This window comes from Pelistega ratti (assembly GCF_009833965.1).
Classification (GTDB): Bacteria; Pseudomonadota; Gammaproteobacteria; order Burkholderiales; family Burkholderiaceae_B; genus Taylorella; species Taylorella ratti.
Window position 1 is genome coordinate 977238 of sequence record NZ_CP047165.1, and the last position, 20105, is coordinate 997342.

The following is a 20105-nucleotide window of genomic DNA, read 5'->3' on the forward strand; positions in this document are numbered from 1 at the left end:
CTAAAATGTAAAATGGCTTAAAAATACCATCACCACTCCATACTAAGGTCATAGATATTTTGTCAGCATCACAAAGCTTAGTAAGAGTGGTACTATTTACCGTACTTTCCTCTTTACTCATAGTCATTTGCCAACAACACCGATAAAAACAAAATTATCTACATACCCTATAGAGGGTTAAGCCGCTAAAATTATAACGTATTGTTAGGATACATAACGGTATAGCTTACCCTAAGCATTTTGAAAAGAAAAGATTTAAAATAGACAAAGTTATGGTAAATTTTTCTAGGGATTACATGAAACTTAACGCACTTTTGACTATTGTTACCGCTTCACTTGCTTTACCCTCTTCTTTATTCGCACAAGAATCAAACTTTCATCAATGCTTATCAAGCCTAGAAAGTCAAGCAGCACAAGCAGGTGTATCACATTATACCTTTAAAAAATATACCGCACAGTTAGAACCAGATACCTCTTTACTTGAAAAACTAAATTATCAACCTGAGTTTCGTACCCCTATCTGGGATTATATGACCGCATTAGTAGACGAAGAACGTATTGATGACGGGAAAGCCATGTTACAAACGCATCAGACAACCCTAAAACGAGTAGCCCAGTTATATGGTGTTGATCCTGCTACTGTTGTTGCTGTTTGGGGAGTAGAAAGTAATTACGGTAAAAATCAAGGTAAATATTCACTGGTGAATGCGCTGGGAACACTCAGTTGCATAGGTCGGCGTCAAGCATTTTTTAGAAAGGAATTTTTTGCGACTTTACGCATTATCCAATCTGGAGATATTACAGAGGATCGCCTAAAAGGTTCATGGGCTGGTGCTTTTGGACATACTCAGTTTATGCCAACTACTTTTGAACGATTAGCCGTTGATTTTGATAATGATGGTCGCCGTGATTTAATCGATAATACCGTTGATGCCTTGGGCTCTACTGCTAATTATCTTAAAAAAGCAGGATGGCAAACAGGTCAGCCTTGGGGGTTTGAAGTCAAACTGCCACAAGGGTTTTCTACAACAGGAGAAAGTCGTAAAAACAAAAAAAGTATCACTTACTGGATGAGTAAAGGCGTAAAAACAATCAATGGGCAAGCCTTGAATGAAGTTGTTGGGTCACAGCAAAAAGCAGGGCTTTTGCTACCTGCTGGTATTAATGGACCCGCTTTTTTAGTTTTTAAAAATTTTGATGCTATTTATAGCTATAATGCTGCCGAAAGCTATGCCTTAGCCATCGCACATTTATCAGATCGTCTAAAGGGAGCTAAACCCTTTGTAACACCTTGGCCTACAGATGATTTAGGACTATCTCGCCGAGAACGAATTGAGTTACAAACACTACTACTTAAACGAGGACATGATATTGGTGAAGCAGATGGTCTTATTGGTAGTAAAACACGCGAAGCCATCAAAAAAGAGCAAGCACGTCTTGGTATGACCGTAGATGGTAGAGCAGGTCAGAAAATCCTAAAGGCGCTTCAATAAGCTATTTAACCTTATAAGGCATATATGATACATTGAATAATAGCAACTTAGTGCAAAATATTTTTCATATATGCTTTATATGTAAATATTTAGGGCTAATCTAATACTATTCCTAAAATTTTACATAACAACACTTTCATCATACATTTTTCATCAAGATAATTCATTATGGCTGGACAAACATTAATTACACTAACGAATGCACAATTAGCTTTTGGACACTATGCACTTTTAGATCATGCTAATTTTAGTATTCAAGAAGGCGAACGTATCGGCCTCATCGGACGTAATGGTGCAGGCAAATCTTCTTTATTACGTATTTTAGATGGTCGTATTCTAGCAGATGATGGTGAAGTAGCTCGTCTTAGCACATTAAAGGTTATTACGGTTGAACAAGAACCTAAACTTGATGAAGACAAATCTGTTTATGATAATCTTGTCGGTGATTTTATGCTAAATGAAGATTGGGGGCGACCTTCTCGTGCTCAATCCATGATAGAACACCTAAACTTAAACGCTGATGCGGTTATTCAAGGTCTATCTGGTGGTACACGTAAACGTATCGCCCTTGCACGAGCTATTTTAGAAGAACCTGATTTACTCTTATTAGATGAACCAACCAATCATCTTGATTTTGAAGGTATTCTCTGGCTTGAGAACCTTATTCGCCAAAGTAAATGTGCTTATGTCATTATTACGCATGATCGCCGATTTTTAGATGAAGTAACCACACGAATTGTTGAACTAGACAGAGGACAATTACATAGTTTCCCTGGTAATTTCTCTCGTTGGCAAGAACAAAAAGCCGCATGGTTAGCCGCAGAACAATTACAAAATGAACGTTTTGATAAATTTTTAGCCCAAGAAGAGGTATGGATTCGTAAAGGGGTAGAAGCTCGCCGCACACGCAATGAAGGACGTGTTAAACGTCTAGAATCCTTACGTCGAGAACGTGCTGCCAGACGCGAACGCTTAGGAAATGTTAATTTTGCGATTGCAAGTGGTGAGCGTTCTGGTAAGCTAGTAGCAGAACTTAAAAATATCCATCACCAATTTGGTGAAAAGGTCATTATTGATCATTACTCAACAACCATTATGCGAGGGGATCGTATTGGCTTAATTGGACCTAATGGTGCAGGTAAAACCACTTTATTAAAGATTATTCTTGGTCAGCTTACCCCTACATCAGGTAGCGTGAAATTAGGCACTAATCTACATATCGCCTATTTTGATCAAATGCGTGAACAATTAGATGAAAATGCACCGCTCACTAGCGTGATTAACCCCGGTAGTGAATGGGTTGAGATTGGTAATACACGTAAACACATCATGAGCTATTTAGGTGATTTTCTATTCTCCCCTGCTCGTGCGCAATCCCCTGTCAGTAGTTTATCAGGGGGTGAAAGAGCCAGACTTTTATTAGCCCGTCTCTTTGCCCGTCCTGCTAATGTTTTAGTAATGGACGAACCTACAAATGATTTAGATATTGAAACCTTAGAGTTACTAGAACAATTACTGCAAGAGTTTGATGGTACAGTCTTATTAGTGAGTCATGATCGTAGTTTTCTGGATAATGTCATCACACAAACAATTGCCTATGAAGGAAATGGACAATGGCGTGATTATGTGGGTGGCTATGAGGACTGGTTACAACAACGATCTCATCAACTCAATACGCAAAGTGCCACTAAAAGTAATCCCAAAACAGAATCCGAAAAGCAAGTAGAGCCAACAGTAACAAAGCCCAAATCACCTGCACGTTCTAAACTCAGCTCTTGGGAAGCCAAAGAGTTAGAATCAATTCCTCAAAAAATTGCTGATTTAGAAACACAGCAACAATCATTAACAGCGCAATTATCTGACCCTACTTTATACGAAAATGGACATGATAAAGCACAAGTGATTCAACAAGAGCTTGCCTCTATTGAGCAAGAGTTAATGACACTATTTGAACGTTGGGAAGTGTTAGAGGCAAAGGTTTTGTAAAGCAATTAAACCATCACTCAGTACACCCTGCCAAGAAAAGTAACTATGGCCAGCACTATATTCCTTGTAAATAAGGGGATAGTGCTTAGCTTTTAATACATCTTTTAAATGTCTTGAACTCGCTAAAATACTATTTTCTCCTGCTTCAAATCCACCTGCACTTATGAATAAACAAAGTGGTTTTTTATCATGCTGTGCAAACTGCCATGCCATATAATTATTTTCTTCTGGAGGACTTTCTTTAGCCTGCCACCAAAAAGAACCTGACATGATTAAGGCTTGTGGAAATAAATGAGGGTAATTAAAGGCTATATAGGCTGATGCTAATCCACCATAACTTGAACCTGAAATAATACGGTATTTTGCTTGGATAGTTTTTTCTACAAAAGGAATCAATTCTTCCGTTAATGCTTTAGCAAACTGTGTATTAGCAGGTAATTCCTCTGCCCTTGTTTTAGCAGAAATAGTGTCAATAAATACACCAACCATTGGTTGAATTTTATGTTCTGCAATCATATTATCTAAAATGGTAGGTACAGATACTTGCTGTGTGTATTCAGCTCCATCCAATAAATATAAAATAGGATAGTATTTCTCTTTACTAAAATTTTTGGGAAGATATATCCAAACTCGTCTTTTATTGCCTAAAATAGTGCTTTCAAAATAGACCTTTTGGATACTCCCCTGTAATGTATCCTTTTTAGTCACAAAAGGTTGTTCTACAGCATGAGGTAATGTAACCGAAGACCAATAATTAAACTTATCTATCGTTTTAATATCATTATTAGCTGATTCAAAATAAGGATATTGATTGAATAAGTCAGCCTGTGCGGTTGCTAAAATAGCACGCCGTTGTTCAGCAGAAGAAACCGGTAAATCAGGTATATCAGGTGCTACTTTGTATAAGAACCTAGCATCATTTGGTAACGTATAACTTTTATACCATATATCAGTACCTGTAATTTGCTGCATAGCATCATGATTGTATGATATATCACTAAATAACTTTACATTCTGTTTAGCACCTCTATATAAAAAAGTAACCTTACTCCTTTTCTCATCTAACTGCTCAATAAGTGGCGTACCTACCTCCTTAATACGTTGCCAAAAAACAGAGGTATCCTTTTGAAGCCCCTTTATATCCTGCAAGAGTGGATGGGTAAAAACTTCTTCTTTTTTTAATCGCTCCTGATCATTTAGTGGTATTTGTTGAATAATATTTAGTGTAAAGTTATCTATTAATTCCCGTGTACCTGTTTTATACGCAATAAAGTTTGCCTCTCCTTGTTGTTCAGATTTAAATAAAAATATTTTCTCTCCATGTATATTTTTTGCTAATACACGGGTCGTTTTATCAGGAAACTGAATATATAAATCTGCCTCCTGATGACTTATAAACTTACCTTTTACAAAATCACCCTCTTTCAGTGATATTGCTTGTCCTAAAGAGGGTAAAAGTATCAATAAACTTAGTAGTACGCTTCTCATTACTTTATTTATAAAATAATTAGAAATAATAATTAAATGTCATATTAGCATTACGCTCTTTTCCATAAAAGCAGGTATCAGACCGAGCACAACTACTTACATATTTTTTATTGGTTAAATTTTGAATATTAAATTGTACATCCGCATTAATACCAACTTTATTCAAGTCATAATGGATAGCCGCATCATACAAAGTAAAGTGAGGAACATCTACTCTTCCATTGTTATAACTATGCACAGAACCAAAGTAACGCATACCTGCAGATAGACTTAACCCATTATCAAATTGATACTTTGCCCATAATGAACCTTGATGACGAGGAACTCCCCAAGGTGTTGTACCTATTGATTCTTTATCCAATGAGTGAATTACTTTTTGATGGGTATAGGCATAGGTTGCTAACAGAGAAAGCGATTGACTGATTTGTGCTGATATATCAACTTCAATCCCTTTTGTTCTCACCTTACCAATCTGTTTATATGCACGTGTTACCATATCAAAATTGGTTAAGTTCTTTTGGGTAATTTGATAACCAGCCACCGTCATAAAGAATTTTTCATTTGGTGCATATTTAACACCCACCTCCCATTGTGATGCGGTGGTTGGTTTTAAATAGTTACCTCTCTCATCTTGATTAGTTGTTGGTAAAAATGAGGTACTATAATTGATATAAGGGGCTATCCCATTATCAAAATTATAGATTAAGCCCGTACGCCAAGTAAATTTATGCTCTGATTGGTTTGACCGTGTATTTTTCAAGCGATTTTTCTGTTGGATACGTGCAAAATCAATACGGCCACCTAATAAGAAATCTAATTTCCCCCATTCTATTTGTTCCTGTGCATATAAACCGGTTTGTTTAATCCAATGTTCATCATCATTGATAAGATCTGGTTGTTTAATTTTTTGATGATAAATCGGATGACGCCAATCAATACTGGGGGTATCAGCAACACTACCCAAATAAATTAAGCTATCCTTACTGTAATATTTATAATCAACACCGGCTAATAATGTATGTCGTGTTTCACCTAATTGAAAATTTGTCTCTAACTGATTATCAATCGTCAATTCTCTACTTTTTTCATCCCATGCTCTGGTAATCCGTTTTAGTTCAGAACCAATATTAAACATAACAACCAAATTTTTAAAATCTTCTCTTGATTGGCTATACCGTAAGTTTTGACGAAATATAAGGTGATCATTAAAACGATGACTAAATTGTGAACCAAGATGATACTGTTTCACAGACACTTTATGATAATCAGGATCACCCGCAAAGAAATCATAAGGAATTTTCTGCCCTTGATACGGTTTTACCGTCCCCTCACCTACTAGAAAATTACGATCCCCTGCTTCTGGTTGTTTTGAAAAATAAGAATAAAGTATCAGACTTGTCTTATCATTAGGTTGCCATTTTATGGAAGGAGCAATCATTCCACCACGTTCTTTGACAAAACGTTCTTTCCAATCCATTCGTTCAGCTTGACCAATTAGACGAGCTGATAAAGTAGAAGATATTTTACGTTCAACATCAAGTCCTAATTGATAACGGTCATTACTACCTACTACTAACTGGACTTGCCCCTTATTCGCTCCTGTTGCTTTTTTAGTAATAATATCAACAATGCCACCCGGGTTCACCTGACCATACAAAACAGAGCTTGGTCCTTTTAGTATATCCATTCGCTCAATAAAAAAGGGTTTAATTGCATACGCAGCAGAATAAGAAGTACCGTTCACATAAATCGGTAGTTGTCCTCCTTCACTTTTAGTTCCAATACCACGAATAGAAATTTCCATTAACTGATTTGAGCCACGATAATTACTAATTACCCCACTATGATAACCTAGTGCATCAATAACAGATTCTACCCCCTGATCTGCCATTAGTTTATTCGATATAATTTCTATACTCTGTGGCGTACGCATAAGCGGTGTGGCTGTCTTAGTAGCACTATGAGATTCCATGGGTGAATAACCTGTTGCAAAATATTCTTTTTTCTCAACCACATTAATAGTATCCAATGCCTCACTGTACCCAATTGCTGGTAGTACCATCAGAAAAACAGAAGTAAAGTATTCTCTCATTATATTTCCTAGAAGATAATAATTCTCATTAAATAAAATTATCACATAGATTAAAATATAAAATCTTTGCAAAAAATTATTTTTTCCTTGTAAAAAAGTTTTTTATAGGTTTATGGTGGTGATAGGATATGAATTATCAGAAACTAGTAATAGCCAATAATCATCTCTCTGGTGAAGAACAGATTTTTTATTTCAAATCAGGTTTACGGTGTAAGTTTTCTCATCTTTATATTAATCACGATACACAAGAACCTATTGAGGGGGCTTTTCACCCTGATGTACGTTTAATTGTTACACTACAAGGTAAATCAGAAATTCAATTTTCTCAGACACAGTTTCAGCAAAACGCTCACCAACACCCACAGATTACGCTATTACCTATTATCCAAACAGCCTTAGGAAAAAAAATTTATCAAGGGAAACAGCATCAAATAGAATTTGTTATCTTTATTCCATTGCATTGGTTACAAGAAAGAGGATTTGCCGATATAACACAATATCATTTAAAAACACAAAAGCTTGTCTTTACCCATAAGATGAATAGATTACTTAATAGATTTAAACAAACAGTACAAGGCTATCATGCAATAGAATGGTTAGAGAAAGAAACTGATTTAACCACCTTAATTACTGAAAGCTTAAAACAATATTATGAAAAACCTTTGCAAAAAAATAAATCGGATTTGATTATGGACTTATGCCAAAAACTTGAAAGTGGTGAGTTTGATCACTACACACTTAGTGATATTGCCAAGTATTGTCATACGAATATTACAAGCCTACAACAACAATTTCACCAAACAACACAGCTAAGTATTGGCGCTTATTTACGACGTTGTAAATTAGAACGAGCCTATAGAGCATTACTGCAGAATGCAACTGTTATACAAGCGGCAGAAATCGCAAAATATACTAATCCTGATAACTTTAGCACTGCCTTTAAAAAACAATTTGGTATTTCCCCCAGAGAGGTCAAAAAGCAGATTCTTTTTTAGGTATAGCGGTAAGTAGTATCTATGTTATTAAGTATTTATATATTATGATACATTTTTATACATTCACATATTAAACTAAATAGAGCAGAAACAATACCCTACAACATTTCATACTCACTATTCCCTTTCTTTTTGAGTTTTTTAATCATTTTACGTTAAAATGGCGTATTATTTATTTCATATCATTTAAACCATGGAAATGGATCATCTCTTAGCCGCAGTCGATTTAGGTTCTAATAGTTTCCGCTTATCTGTAGGACGTGTTGTTCACTCAGACGGTATTCCTCAAATTTTTTCTATTGATCGGCTTAAAGAAACCGTTCGTCTTGCCGCAGGACTAGATGATAAAAATGTATTAAGTCCAGAAGCAATTCAACGTGCTGTAGATGTATTACAGCGTTTTGGTGAACGTATTCAGGATTTTTCACCCGATCAAGTACGTGCTGTTGCTACCAATACATTCCGTGTAGCACGCAATATTGATGAATTATTACCTAGAGCAGAGGCGGCACTGGGTTTTCCTATCGAAATCATTCCTGGTCATGAAGAGGCACGTCTTATTTTCTCTGGGGTTGCACATGAACTCCCTCCATCAAAAGAAGGTCGTTTAGTCGTTGATATTGGTGGAGGCTCAACAGAATTTATTATTGGTAAAGGGCTAGAGCCTAAACTGATGAAGTCTCTTCATATCGGTTGTGTTAGTTATACCAAAGCCTATTTTCCCAATGGTAAAGTCACTGAAAAAGCCTTTGAAAAAGCAGAACTCGCTGCAAGCAAAGAAATTGAAGTAATCAGTAAAACCTACCGTAAAATGGGCTGGGAACAAGCCTTTGGTTCTTCTGGTTCAGCTAAAGCCATTATTGCTGTATTACAAAGCTCAGGCTATTCTGATTATGGCATTACGCTAAATGGGATGCTTGCACTCAAACAAGAATTAATTAGGTTTGGTTCAGCCCAGTCACCTAAGATTAAAGGGCTTAAAACTGACCGAGCAGAAGTTTTACCTGCTGGCTTAGCCATTATGATTGCCATCTTCCGTAGCCTTGAAATAGATATTATGCGACAAGGTGAGGGGGCATTACGTGTAGGGGTGTTATATGATATGTTGGGGCGGCGAATTGCCTCAGATAAACGCGATGAAACGGTCAAGATTTTTATGGATCGTTACCATATCGATACCAAACAAGCTTATCGAGTCAAAAACATTGCATTAAGTCTGTATGATTCTCTTCCTAGCCATCATGCAGATGATATTCGTCTTGCCCTTAGTTGGGCTGCTGATTTGCATGAAATTGGTTTAAGTATTTCTCAATTATCTTTCTATAAGCATACCGCTTATGTATTAGAACATGCCGATATGCCAGGATTTTCACGTGATGATCAAAGACGGCTTTCTATACTTACCCTAGTCCAACAAGGCCGTTTAAGTAAAACAAATATTCAACATTTTACAACTGATAAATGGCAAGCCATTCTCTGTTTACGTCTTGCTATTCTCTTTGCCCGTAAACGCCAAAACCAAAAACTAGAGGGACTAAGTTTAACAGCAACTCCTAACAAGCAAATTATCCTAAGCCTAGATAAAACATGGCTAGATAAGCATCCTCTTACACGTTATAGCCTTGAATTAGAAGCACAAGAATGGCAAGCAGTAGGATTTGATTTTAGGTTAAAAGAATAGTTTATTTAAAAATCATTTTCTAAAATTTCTAAAAAACATAAAAATCCCCATCAATAAGTAGATGGGGATTATTTATATACCTAAAAGGAAATATATGTGATACTCTTAATCAAACAAATCCTTAAAGCCCGAAATGCTTTTGATACCTTTTATCCATATTCTGTACATCAATAATCACAGGAAAATCAGCTGAATTAAAATGCTTATCCCACGCAGGTTCACCACAAATACGTGCCCCTGTTTTAAGGTATCCTTTAATTAAAGGAGGAATCTTAATTTCTTCCCCATCTTCTAATATAGGAAGCTTATCCAATGGATAAGGGGTTAGGGGTTTTACACGAAATAATTCAGGGTGTAGCGCCAATTGTTTTTTGGCATCTTGCCATACCTTGGCAGCTTGTCGTCCCCCATCCATCAGACTAACACTGGCACAACCCAAGATATAGCGACCTTGCGTTTGCTGTAAATAGCGAATTAGCCCTGTCCATAGCAACATAATAGTTGCCCCATTACGATAATCAGGGTGAATACATGAACGACCACATTCGGTCAATACATCACGAATATTATCTAATTCACTTAAATCAAATTCCGATTCAGAATAATACCCACCTGCACGCTTAGCCTCAATAGGATTCATCATCCGATAAGTACCAACCACTTGATTAGTCTGTAAATCACACACCATCAAATGTTCACAAAACTCATCAAAATAATCCTTATCTATACCATTTTCTGAGTCAGGAAAGATAACCCCCATTTCTTTTGTATAGACATCAAAGCGAAGCCGCTGTAATGCCTCAAGTTCTTCTGGTGTAGTCGCCAAACCCAACACTAACCCTGGTTCTTCATTATTCGCTGACGATTGCGTTCTGAATAACTCTTGCATATTTTATTATATCCATTCACCGTCTAATTAAAACAGTCATTCTAGCAGAAAATATTGACAAATATTTTAACAAACAAACGTGATATATACCTTATTTAATATCAAGTGAATCATAAAAAGACTCACTTGATAATATAGCATACTGGGCCAGCGTGTCTTCTTATGCACTACGCAAATCTACCGCTGCCAAAATAGCAACACATTCTTTGGCTAATGCCTCACTTTCTGCTTCAACCATTAATCGTAATTTAGGCTCTGTTCCTGATGCACGAATAAGTGTACGTCCTCGTCCTGCTAATTTTTGTTCAGCTTGTTCTTGTGCTGCTTTCATACCCGCATGATTTTTCCAATCAATACCGGGTTCAATTGGCACATTAACCATTACTTGTGCATACATATCAAGGTCTTTAATCCATTCTTTCATCGTCACTTTATTACGCACTAACCCCGTTAATACTTGAAGTGCAGCAATAATACCATCACCTGTTGTATGACGATCTAAGCATAGTAGATGACCAGATCCTTCTCCACCATATAGCCAATTATTTTTCTGTAATTGTTCCATCACATAGCGATCACCTACATTTGCACGAACAAAAGGAATATCCATTTCTTTCATTCGTTTTTCAAAACCATAATTGGTCATCAATGTACCGACTACCCCTTTGACCTGCCCATGCTGTAAACGCTCTAAAATCATCGCATATAGCAATTGATCGCCGTTGTAGATATTTCCTTGTGCATCAACCATTTGAATACGATCAGCATCACCATCTAAAGCAATACCATAATCAGCTCGATAGGCATTAACGGTTGAAGCAAGCACTTCTGGGTGCAAAGCCCCCACATTTTTATTAATATTAAATCCATCTGGTGTAGAACCAATAGAAATGACCTCTGCTCCCAACTCTTGGAAAACAGGTGGCGCAATATGATAAGCTGCCCCATTGGCACTATCTACGACAATACGTAAACCGCGCAAATTCAAATCATTCGGAAATGTACTTTTACAAAACTCAATATAACGACCTGCGGCATCATCAATACGTTTAGCACGACCAATTTTTTCAGATTCTACACAACCAATGGCTTGGTCTAATAGTTTTTCGATTTCTTCTTCTACCCCATCAGGTAGTTTTGTCCCTTGACCTGAGAAAAATTTAATCCCATTGTCATGATAGGGATTATGAGAAGCACTAATTACAATACCGGCATCTAAACGAAATGCTCGAGTTAAATAAGCTACTGCTGGGGTAGGAATAGGTCCTGCTAAAAACACGTCAATCCCTGCAGCACTCAACCCAGCTTCTAACGCAGATTCCAACATATACCCCGATACGCGCGTATCTTTACCAATTAATACACCTGGGCGATTATTACCTTCATGTTTTGCCGTTAATACTCGACCAGCAGCATAGCCTAAGCGTAAGGCAAACTCTGCATTAATAACATTACCACCCACTAAACCACGAACACCATCTGTTCCAAAATATTTACGACCCATTTTTATAACTCCTGTTTAATCTTATTCCATACATCAATAGCACTTTTAGTCTGCCATACATCATGTACACGCAAGACAATTGCACCACGATCAAGCCCTGCTAACCCAGCCGCAATACTACCTGCCACTCTATTTTCAGTAGGTTGCCCTGTTACTGCACCAATCATTGATTTTCTGGATACACCAACTAATATAGGTTTATTTAAGGCTTGTAATTGATGCATATTCGCTAATAATTCATAATTTTGTTCGACTGTTTTACCAAAACCAAATCCTGGATCAATCATTATACGATTACTTGCAATTCCTTGTTCTTCCATTATCGCTATACGTTCTTGTAAGAACTGATAAACGGCTAGTGTAATATTGCCATTATAATCAGGCGGATTTAACTGCATGGTTTTGGGTTCACCATACATATGCATCATACAGATACCTGCTTTAGGATATTGCTTTAATACCTCTATCGCCCCTTCTTGTCGCAATGCATAAATATCATTAATTAAATCAGCCCCCTCTGCTAATGCCGCTTGCATTACTTCAGGTTTAAAAGTATCAATAGATAAGGGAACACCACAATTTTTTAATCCTCTTATCACGGGAAGAATACGATTAATTTCTTCCTCAATACTGACAGGTTCAGCACCGGGGCGAGTTGATTCACCACCAATATCCAGTATATCAGCTCCTTCTTGAATAAGCTGTAAACCATGTGCTATCGCTTTTTCCGTTGTGAAATGTTGCATACCATCTGAAAAAGAATCAGGGGTAACATTCACAATTCCCATAATAAAAGGACGTTCGAGTCCTAACTCGAAACGTCCACATTGAAATAAATGACACATAAATAATTAATTATCGCTAAACAGGATCCACGGCATTTTTATCGCCACTTTCCTCTTTTTGATTCACGACCGTTTCGACAGGAACACCTGCACCAGGGCGAGGGTTTGAATCATTACGATTATCGTAGGGTTGATCAGGTTCATGTGGAGGACGTGGTTCTTTACCATCTATAATATCCTTAATTTGATCGGCATCAATGGTTTCCCACTCTAATAAAGCCTTAGCCATCATATGCATTTTATCTTTATTGCCTTCAATCAAATCACGCGCTACTTTATATTGTTGATCAATAATTTTGCGAATTTCTGCATCTACTTTTTGCATCGTTGCTTCTGAAACATGCGTTGTCTTAGTAACACTACGTCCTAAGAAAACTTCATTTTCGTTTTCTGCATAGACCATAGGGCCTAAGGTATCTGTCATACCATAACGCGTTACCATATCGCGTGCAAGAGAAGTCGCCCGCTCAAAGTCATTAGATGCACCTGTCGTCATTTGGTTCATAAAGACTTCTTCGGCAATACGTCCACCAAACAATACTGAAATCATATTCAATATAGCTTGTTTATCCATACTGTACTTATCCCCCTCTGGTAATTGCATCGTTACCCCTAAAGCACGACCGCGAGGAATAATTGTTACTTTGTGTACAGGGTCAGTTTTAGGCAATAACCAAGCTACTAAGGCATGACCCGATTCATGGTAAGCCGTATTTTTACGCTCTTCCTCAGGCATCACAATAGAACGGCGCTCAGCACCCATGATAATTTTGTCTTTCGCTTTTTCAAAATCTACCATATCGACTGTACGTCCATTACGACGTGCAGCAAAAAGAGCCGCTTCATTAACAAGGTTGGCCAAATCAGCACCTGAAAATCCTGGTGTACCACGTGCCAAAACAGAGGGATTAACATTAGGGGCTAAAGGTACTTTACGCATATGTACATTAAGAATATGCTCACGACCACGAACATCTGGTAAATTAACCACAACTTGACGGTCAAAACGACCGGGACGTAATAAAGCAGGATCAAGAACATCTGGACGGTTAGTTGCCGCAATCACAATAACAGATTGCCCTGACTCAAATCCATCCATCTCAACTAACATTTGGTTAAGTGTCTGCTCACGTTCATCATTGCCACCGCCTACACCAGCACCACGCTGACGACCAACAGCATCAATTTCATCAATAAAAATAATACAAGGTGCGTGTTTTTTGGCATTCTCAAACATATCACGAACACGTGAAGCCCCTACCCCGACAAACATTTCAACAAAGTCTGAACCAGAGATAGTAAAGAAAGGTACTTTTGCTTCACCAGCAATAGCTTTTGCTAATAAGGTCTTACCTGTTCCTGGAGGGCCTACCATCAATACACCACGAGGAATACGACCACCCAACCGTTGGAACTTAGACGGGTCTCGTAAGAAATCAACTAATTCTTGTACATCTTCTTTAGCTTCTTCAACGCCAGCAACATCAGCAAATGTAATGTGATTATTATTTTCATCTAACATACGAGCACGTGATTTACCAAAGCTAAATGCACCGCCTTTGCCACCACCTTGCATTTGACGCATAAAGAAAATCCAGACACCAATAATAACAATCATCGGCAGCCAAGAAATTAATGCACTAACAAGAAGATTTCTCTCGACAGGTTCAGCAGTCACTTTAACACCATCGTTCATTAAATCACCTACCATCCAAAGATCATTTGGTGAGGTAATTTCATAAGGGCGTCCATCCTTAGGGGTAACGGTTAGATTATTACCCTGAATCACGACAGAACTAATCTTACCAGCTTTGGCATCTGCCATAAACTGACTATAAGAAACATTATTGGCATTGGAAGAATTGCCGCCTGTGTACTGATTAAATACCGTAAACAGAACAACAACAAACAGTGCCCACATGGCAAATTTTGAGAAAGATTTATTCAACGTAAAGCTCCTGCAATGCAATTAGCAATGCTCGTCTATTAAAAGTAATGGTTTATTTTACCTGAGAAAATTAGCCCTTGGTAAAAAAATGATAGTCTAGTACAACTCACTCATGAATATGGTGCGTAAAGACTGTTTTCGTACATGGGGATAACCCTTTAAAAATCAAGGCTTACCTTTGTTTCAATCCTTTTCCAACAATAAAGGTTTCAGCAGATTTATCACGAGAGGCTTTAGGTTTGCGCTCTACCACTCGTTTAAAATGTCGCTTAAACGCTTCAACCAACTGAGAAAAACCACTACCGTGGAAGGCTTTTACGATTAATGCCCCCTCTGGTTTCAGGTGGTGAATAGCAAAATCAATTGCTAACTCAACAATATGCTGGATACGAGCAGCATCTGCAGAACTAATCCCCGACAGATTCGGTGCCATATCCGAGATAACTAAATCTACCTGCTGTTCTCCAACTAACGCATTAAGCTGATTTAGTACTTCATCCTCCCTAAAATCACCCTGTATAAACTCTACACCTGCAATAGGTTCCATCGGTAAAATATCTAGGGCAATTACACGCCCCTCTATTTTTCCCCCTTCTCCAAGTAATCTTTCTCGTGCAACTTGCGACCAACTTCCCGGTGTCGAGCCTAAGTCGACTATAATATTACCTTTACGCATCAATTTTTCTGTATCGAGAATTTCGATCAGTTTAAAAGCGGCGCGTGCACGGTACCCTTTTTGTTGTGCCATTTTTACGTATGGATCATTGATATGCTGATGAATCCATTCTTTTGAGAATTTTTTTTTGGCCATTGCCTAAAATCCTATTCATTAAATAATATGTCTTTATCCGAACTATCTTCTAAGGAACGCAGTACACTTCGTGCAGCTGCCCATTCACTCAAACCTATCGTACAAATTGGTGATAATGGTTTGACACCTGCTGTTTTAAAAGAAATTGATACGAGCTTAACTGCTCATGGTCTTATCAAAGTCCGTGTTGCAGGTGATGATCGTGAAAATCGCCTTACTATTTTGGAAGAAATTTGTACCCAACTTAACTGTGTTAGCGTGGCACACCTTGGTAAAATTTTAACCATTTTCCGCCATGCTCCGCAACATACACATCTATTAGCAGACGCTAAACCTGTTTTAGAAAGAAGTAAGCGCCATCCTAAAGAGGAATATACGCCCAAAAAATTAGCAGCAGCTGGTAAAACTATTAAGGATAAAAAGCGTAAAACTACCCTTAAAGGCAATGACGAACTAGTTAAGCCTAAAAAGCCCTCTATCCCTGTACGAAAAACAGCAACTAAAACACCTAATCGCACTACAAGAGCAGGTAGTGCTTTAACTTTACGTGCTGGTCGCCGGGGTCGTTAAATAACGCATAAGATTTTTCATCATCCCTTCCATTAAAAAAGAGGACTACCTAAAAAGTAATCCTCTTTTTCTATACGGCATTATCAATACATCTGATAATACACAGATAGTGTACCCTTAAATATACAGCACTTCGTGAATTTCAAACTCACGGTCACCAGAAGGAACACGAATAACAACAACGTCACCTTCTGATTTACCAATTAATCCTCTAGCAACAGGGCTAGAGATAGAAATTAAATTTTGCTTAATATCCGCTTCCAAATCACCCACAATTTGGTACTGCACTACCTCACCACTTTCTAAATCCTCTAGTTTAACAGTCGCACCAAATACGATACGTCCTTCAGCATCTAATGTTGTCGGATCAATGACTTGTGCATTAGAAATAGTACCTTCTAATTCTTTAATCCGTCCCTCAATAAAAGCCTGACGTTCACGTGCTGCCTCATATTCAGCATTTTCAGAAAGATCACCTTGTGCGCGTGCTTCAGCAATCGCCTCAATCACGGCAGGGCGTTCAACAGATTTTAAGCGAGCTAACTCCTCATTCAAACGTTTAGCTCCAGCAACAGTTAATGGTAAAGAAGCCATAGTCATCCTTTATATTGTTGTATGAATAAATAAAAATAATGCAAAAAATCCCCATGCTCTTGTAATAGAGCGTATAAATTTTGCATTTTAAAGTTTCCAAAAAAGTGAAACGCTCTGCATGCAAAATGCAGAGCGCTAATACAGCTATTATAGCGAGTCTTAAATAAAAAGCAACTTTTAACGTTGTTTATTCACACATAGTCATTATTGTGTACGCTGTTTACGATTTAATAAAGCATAAAGAATAATAGCACCAAATGTTGCTGTCCCAATACCTTCCAATTTAAAACTACCAATTTCAATAGCAAAATTGCCTGCACCCATAATTAATGTAACCGCCGCAACAATCAGATTTTTATTATCTGAAAAATCCACATGATTAATAACCCAGATACGCGCCCCTGCTACCGCAATTAAACCAAACACCACCTAAAACAGGCGCAGGAATACTATGAATTAAAGCACCAAATTTAGGTGAGAAACCAAGCACAATCGCAAAACACGCGGCAACAACAAATAACAAGGTAGAGTACACACGCGTTACTGCCATAACACCAATATTTTCAGCGTATGTGGTAACACCTGTACCACCAATACTCCCTGAAATCATGGTAGCCACACCATCACCTACAAAAGCTCGTCCTAAATATTGGTCTAAATCCTGCCCTGTCATGGCACTTACAGCACGGATATGTCCTAAATTTTCAGCTACTAAAATAACAGCAACAGGAACAATAATAGTAATAGCACTTAAATTAAACTCTGGAGTACTTAATGTAGGCAAACCAAACCACGCTGCTTGCTGAATACCTGAAAAATCAATAGGTGTACCAAATCCTAGTAAATTAGTAAAGACAAAATATATCACATAGGCAATCATTAATCCTACTAAAATCAATAATCGCTGTATAGAACCTCTAGTGAAAACAGCCACCCCTCCAACGCAAAGAATGGTCATAATAGACATCATGGCATCAAAAGCACTACCACTAGCCATCGCTCCTTTTGCCGCAATAGGGGCTAAATTTAGACCAATCACCGCTACAATAGCCCCAGTTACAACCGGTGGCATCCACCGTTCAATTAAAGCAGATGCATGTCCTTTGGTATTCGCCAACCAAACAATAATACCGATAATCGTATAGACAAGACCACATACGATAATAGCACCAAGTGCCACACCAATATTTGGGTTAGCCCCAGAACCTGCAACATATCCTGTTACCGAAACAACCCCACCAATAAAAGCAAAGCTTGAACCTAGATAACTGGGCACACGTCCTTTGACAAAGCAAAAGAAAATTAAAGTACCAATCCCCGACATTAAAATAGCTAAATTGGCATCAAAACCCATTAATAAGGGGGCTAACACCGTTGCTCCAAACATAGCGACGACATGCTGGATACCCATTAATAAGGACTGTCCTATTGATAGCCTTTCATCAGGGGCAATAATGGTATCTGGTGTCACTTGCTCAACTTTATGCCAAGAGGGAAAATATGCCATATCTGTTCCTTAGAGATCAATTCTTGCTATATCAGCATAACGATAAATACTCATTTTGTATTTCAAATAATTTCATGTGAGATTATACGCTTAGCCGATATAACATAACAGTATTTTCAGGTAGAACATAATTTTTATCTTTTTATACGCTCAAACCATCTTACTACTAACAGAAAAACATCTTTTTATATCCACTTGCCAGAATATAGTAATGCGCAATAAGATATGTATTTATTTTGCTTAATAAATATGGATTAAATTTTGAAATAATGAGAGTATGTGGTTTAAAGAAAAATAGCGCCTCACCCCCCATTTCTGATAGTAATAAATAATGCCTATATATCCATAATAGACACTATAGGCATTATAGGGTTAGTATATTGACAGAAATTAATACTAACGATTTAGCTATTTAGCCCGAGGTTTACGTTTACGCTTAGAGACAAAATAATCATATAAAGGATTAGGAACTAAACGTAATAACTTACCCACAACCCCCATCTGCCATGGAATCACCTTGTAGGAGCAACCCTTTTCAATGGTTTTAACCGCTTCTTTGGCAAATTCCTCTACAGGCATTAAAAAGGGCATTTTATAAGGATTTACTTTTGTCATAGGGGTATCAATAAATCCCGGTGCAATAGTAACCACCTTAATACCTGTATTATATAAATCCACTCTCAGACTTTCACAGTAGGTTCTAACGGCTGACTTAGAAGAACAATACGCACTTGCTCCCGGTAAACCACGAACCCCTGCCACACTACTAATCCCCACGAGCGTACCCTTTTTATGCTTTTTCATATTGGCAATAAAAGGCTCAAAAGTAGCTACTAACCCAAAGACATTTGTTTTATAAACTCGTTCAAAGACTTCAAAATCTTCTAAATATTCCGTTACTGTCCCAATACTGATACCCGCACAAGCTAAGACAATATCCGTAGGTCCATAGGACTGAAAATCATAAGCAGCAGCGTGCAATGCTTCTCTATCAGAAACATCAAGCACATATATTTTATGCTCACCAGCAGGAAGCTCATCTAATAACGCAAGAAGGGCGTCTTCTCGACGCCCCACTAGTCCTAGGCTTGCTCCTGCTTTGGCATAGGCATGCGCTAATGCACGCCCTAAACCACTGCTTGCACCTGTAATAAATACGCGCAAAGCAACCTTCCTTTAATTGGATTAAGCTTTTGATTGTAGGTAATTCTCAAGACCCATTTTCTCAATTAATCCAAATTGTTGTTCTAACCAGTGAGCGTGATCCTCTTCAGTATCCACTAATTGAGCAACCAAGATCTCACGGCTCACAAAGTCCATCTCTTGTTCACACAATTGAATACCTTTTTTAAGATGTTCACGAACACTATATTCTACCTCTAAATCTGCTTTTAGCATAGAAGGAACGTCTTTACCCACATTAACGGGTTCTGGTGTCATATTAGGTGTACCATCTAACATTAGAATACGCGTAATCAATGCTTGAGCGTGTTGCGTTTCTTCTTCCATTTCGTGGTGGATACGTTCATGTAATTTAGTATAACCCCACTCTTCATACATACTTGCATGGATAAAATATTGGTCACGAGCCGCTAATTCGCCCGCTAATAAGAAGTTAAAATAATCAATTACCTTTTGACTACCTTTCATGGGTATTCTCCTAATAAAGTAAACTATCAAAACAGACATATTTTAACTGATG

15 protein-coding genes and 1 pseudogene are annotated in these 20105 nt (G+C 37.7%); 5 read left to right on the forward strand and 11 right to left on the reverse strand.

Annotation, left to right across the window (positions count from 1 at the left end; translation table 11 throughout):
- Positions 1–272 precede the first annotated feature (272 nt).
- On the forward strand, positions 273–1493 hold the full coding sequence (locus F9B76_RS04225; protein WP_159990983.1) for a lytic murein transglycosylase: 1221 nt from the start codon (positions 273–275) through the stop codon (positions 1491–1493).
- A gap of 168 nt (positions 1494–1661) precedes the next feature.
- Entirely contained in the window at positions 1662–3479 is a 1818-nt protein-coding gene (locus F9B76_RS04230) for an ATP-binding cassette domain-containing protein (protein WP_159990984.1), read from the forward strand.
- On the opposite strand, the gene F9B76_RS04235 is transcribed toward F9B76_RS04230, so the two are convergent.
- Together F9B76_RS04235 and F9B76_RS04240 are read right to left on the reverse strand one after the other, a co-directional pair.
- Entirely contained in the window at positions 3459–4967 is a 1509-nt protein-coding gene (locus tag F9B76_RS04235; RefSeq protein ID WP_159990985.1) for an alpha/beta hydrolase-fold protein, read from the reverse strand. The genes F9B76_RS04230 and F9B76_RS04235 overlap by 21 nt on opposite strands.
- Positions 4968–4986: 19 nt before the next feature.
- On the reverse strand, positions 4987–7059 hold the full coding sequence (locus F9B76_RS04240) for a TonB-dependent siderophore receptor (protein WP_159990986.1): 2073 nt from the start codon (positions 7057–7059) through the stop codon (positions 4987–4989).
- A 128-nt stretch (positions 7060–7187) separates the two neighbouring features.
- Here F9B76_RS04240 and F9B76_RS04245 point away from each other — a divergent pair, with 128 nt between their 5' ends.
- Positions 7188–8054 (forward strand): helix-turn-helix transcriptional regulator, encoded by an 867-nt coding sequence (locus tag F9B76_RS04245; RefSeq protein WP_159990987.1) that lies wholly within the window; start codon positions 7188–7190, stop codon positions 8052–8054.
- A 199-nt stretch (positions 8055–8253) separates the two neighbouring features.
- Positions 8254–9735, forward strand: coding sequence for an exopolyphosphatase (gene ppx / locus F9B76_RS04250; RefSeq protein WP_159990988.1), 1482 nt, complete (start codon positions 8254–8256; stop codon positions 9733–9735).
- Positions 9736–9856: 121 nt separating this feature from the next.
- Here the strand turns inward: ppx and F9B76_RS04255 are convergent, their stop codons facing one another.
- The 5 genes from F9B76_RS04255 to F9B76_RS04275 all read right to left on the reverse strand — a co-directional run bounded on the left by F9B76_RS04255 (position 9857) and on the right by F9B76_RS04275 (position 15732).
- A complete protein-coding gene (locus F9B76_RS04255; RefSeq protein ID WP_159990989.1) occupies positions 9857–10624 on the reverse strand; it encodes a GNAT family N-acetyltransferase in 768 nt (255 codons plus the stop codon).
- A 160-nt stretch (positions 10625–10784) separates the two neighbouring features.
- On the reverse strand, positions 10785–12128 hold the full coding sequence (gene glmM / locus F9B76_RS04260; protein ID WP_159990990.1) for a phosphoglucosamine mutase: 1344 nt from the start codon (positions 12126–12128) through the stop codon (positions 10785–10787).
- 2 nt (positions 12129–12130) lie between these two features.
- Positions 12131–12973: a dihydropteroate synthase gene (gene folP, locus F9B76_RS04265; RefSeq protein WP_159990991.1), complete on the reverse strand. Its 843-nt coding sequence runs from the start codon at positions 12971–12973 to the stop codon at positions 12131–12133.
- A gap of 16 nt (positions 12974–12989) precedes the next feature.
- Positions 12990–14921 carry an ATP-dependent zinc metalloprotease FtsH gene (ftsH, locus tag F9B76_RS04270; protein WP_159990992.1) on the reverse strand — a complete coding sequence of 644 codons (1932 nt, stop codon included), beginning with the start codon at positions 14919–14921 and terminating at the stop codon, positions 12990–12992.
- Between the two features lie 172 nt (positions 14922–15093).
- On the reverse strand, positions 15094–15732 hold the full coding sequence (locus F9B76_RS04275) for an RlmE family RNA methyltransferase (RefSeq protein WP_159990993.1): 639 nt from the start codon (positions 15730–15732) through the stop codon (positions 15094–15096).
- A gap of 27 nt (positions 15733–15759) precedes the next feature.
- Here F9B76_RS04275 and F9B76_RS04280 point away from each other — a divergent pair, with 27 nt between their 5' ends.
- Positions 15760–16302: a YhbY family RNA-binding protein gene (locus F9B76_RS04280; protein ID WP_159990994.1), complete on the forward strand. Its 543-nt coding sequence runs from the start codon at positions 15760–15762 to the stop codon at positions 16300–16302.
- Positions 16303–16419: 117 nt separating this feature from the next.
- On the opposite strand, the gene greA is transcribed toward F9B76_RS04280, so the two are convergent.
- The 4 genes and pseudogenes from greA to bfr all read right to left on the reverse strand — a co-directional run bounded on the left by greA (position 16420) and on the right by bfr (position 20053).
- Entirely contained in the window at positions 16420–16896 is a 477-nt protein-coding gene (gene greA / locus F9B76_RS04285) for a transcription elongation factor GreA (protein ID WP_159990995.1), read from the reverse strand.
- Between the two features lie 204 nt (positions 16897–17100).
- Positions 17101–18403: pseudogene (locus F9B76_RS04290) on the reverse strand (solute carrier family 23 protein).
- Between the two features lie 408 nt (positions 18404–18811).
- On the reverse strand, positions 18812–19567 hold the full coding sequence (locus tag F9B76_RS04295; RefSeq protein WP_159990996.1) for an SDR family oxidoreductase: 756 nt from the start codon (positions 19565–19567) through the stop codon (positions 18812–18814).
- A 21-nt stretch (positions 19568–19588) separates the two neighbouring features.
- Positions 19589–20053: a bacterioferritin gene (bfr, locus tag F9B76_RS04300; RefSeq protein WP_159990997.1), complete on the reverse strand. Its 465-nt coding sequence runs from the start codon at positions 20051–20053 to the stop codon at positions 19589–19591.
- Between the last annotated feature and the right edge of the window lie 52 nt (positions 20054–20105).

Excerpts from the sequence above, each read along its gene's own strand:
- F9B76_RS04230 (WP_159990984.1), top strand. The coding sequence starts at position 1,662 with ATGGCTGGACAAACATTAATTACACTAACGAATGCACAATTAGCTTTT.
- ppx (WP_159990988.1), top strand. The coding sequence starts at position 8,254 with ATGGATCATCTCTTAGCCGCAGTCGATTTAGGTTCTAATAGTTTCCGC.
- bfr (WP_159990997.1), bottom strand. The coding sequence starts at position 20,053 with ATGAAAGGTAGTCAAAAGGTAATTGATTATTTTAACTTCTTATTAGCG.
- F9B76_RS04240 (WP_159990986.1), bottom strand. The coding sequence starts at position 7,059 with ATGAGAGAATACTTTACTTCTGTTTTTCTGATGGTACTACCAGCAATT.
- F9B76_RS04235 (WP_159990985.1), bottom strand. The coding sequence starts at position 4,967 with ATGAGAAGCGTACTACTAAGTTTATTGATACTTTTACCCTCTTTAGGA.
- glmM (WP_159990990.1), bottom strand. The coding sequence starts at position 12,128 with ATGGGTCGTAAATATTTTGGAACAGATGGTGTTCGTGGTTTAGTGGGT.
- F9B76_RS04275 (WP_159990993.1), bottom strand. The coding sequence starts at position 15,732 with ATGGCCAAAAAAAAATTCTCAAAAGAATGGATTCATCAGCATATCAAT.
- F9B76_RS04225 (WP_159990983.1), top strand. The coding sequence starts at position 273 with ATGGTAAATTTTTCTAGGGATTACATGAAACTTAACGCACTTTTGACT.
- folP (WP_159990991.1), bottom strand. The coding sequence starts at position 12,973 with ATGTGTCATTTATTTCAATGTGGACGTTTCGAGTTAGGACTCGAACGT.
- F9B76_RS04280 (WP_159990994.1), top strand. The coding sequence starts at position 15,760 with ATGTCTTTATCCGAACTATCTTCTAAGGAACGCAGTACACTTCGTGCA.
- greA (WP_159990995.1), bottom strand. The coding sequence starts at position 16,896 with ATGGCTTCTTTACCATTAACTGTTGCTGGAGCTAAACGTTTGAATGAG.
- F9B76_RS04255 (WP_159990989.1), bottom strand. The coding sequence starts at position 10,624 with ATGCAAGAGTTATTCAGAACGCAATCGTCAGCGAATAATGAAGAACCA.
- F9B76_RS04245 (WP_159990987.1), top strand. The coding sequence starts at position 7,188 with ATGAATTATCAGAAACTAGTAATAGCCAATAATCATCTCTCTGGTGAA.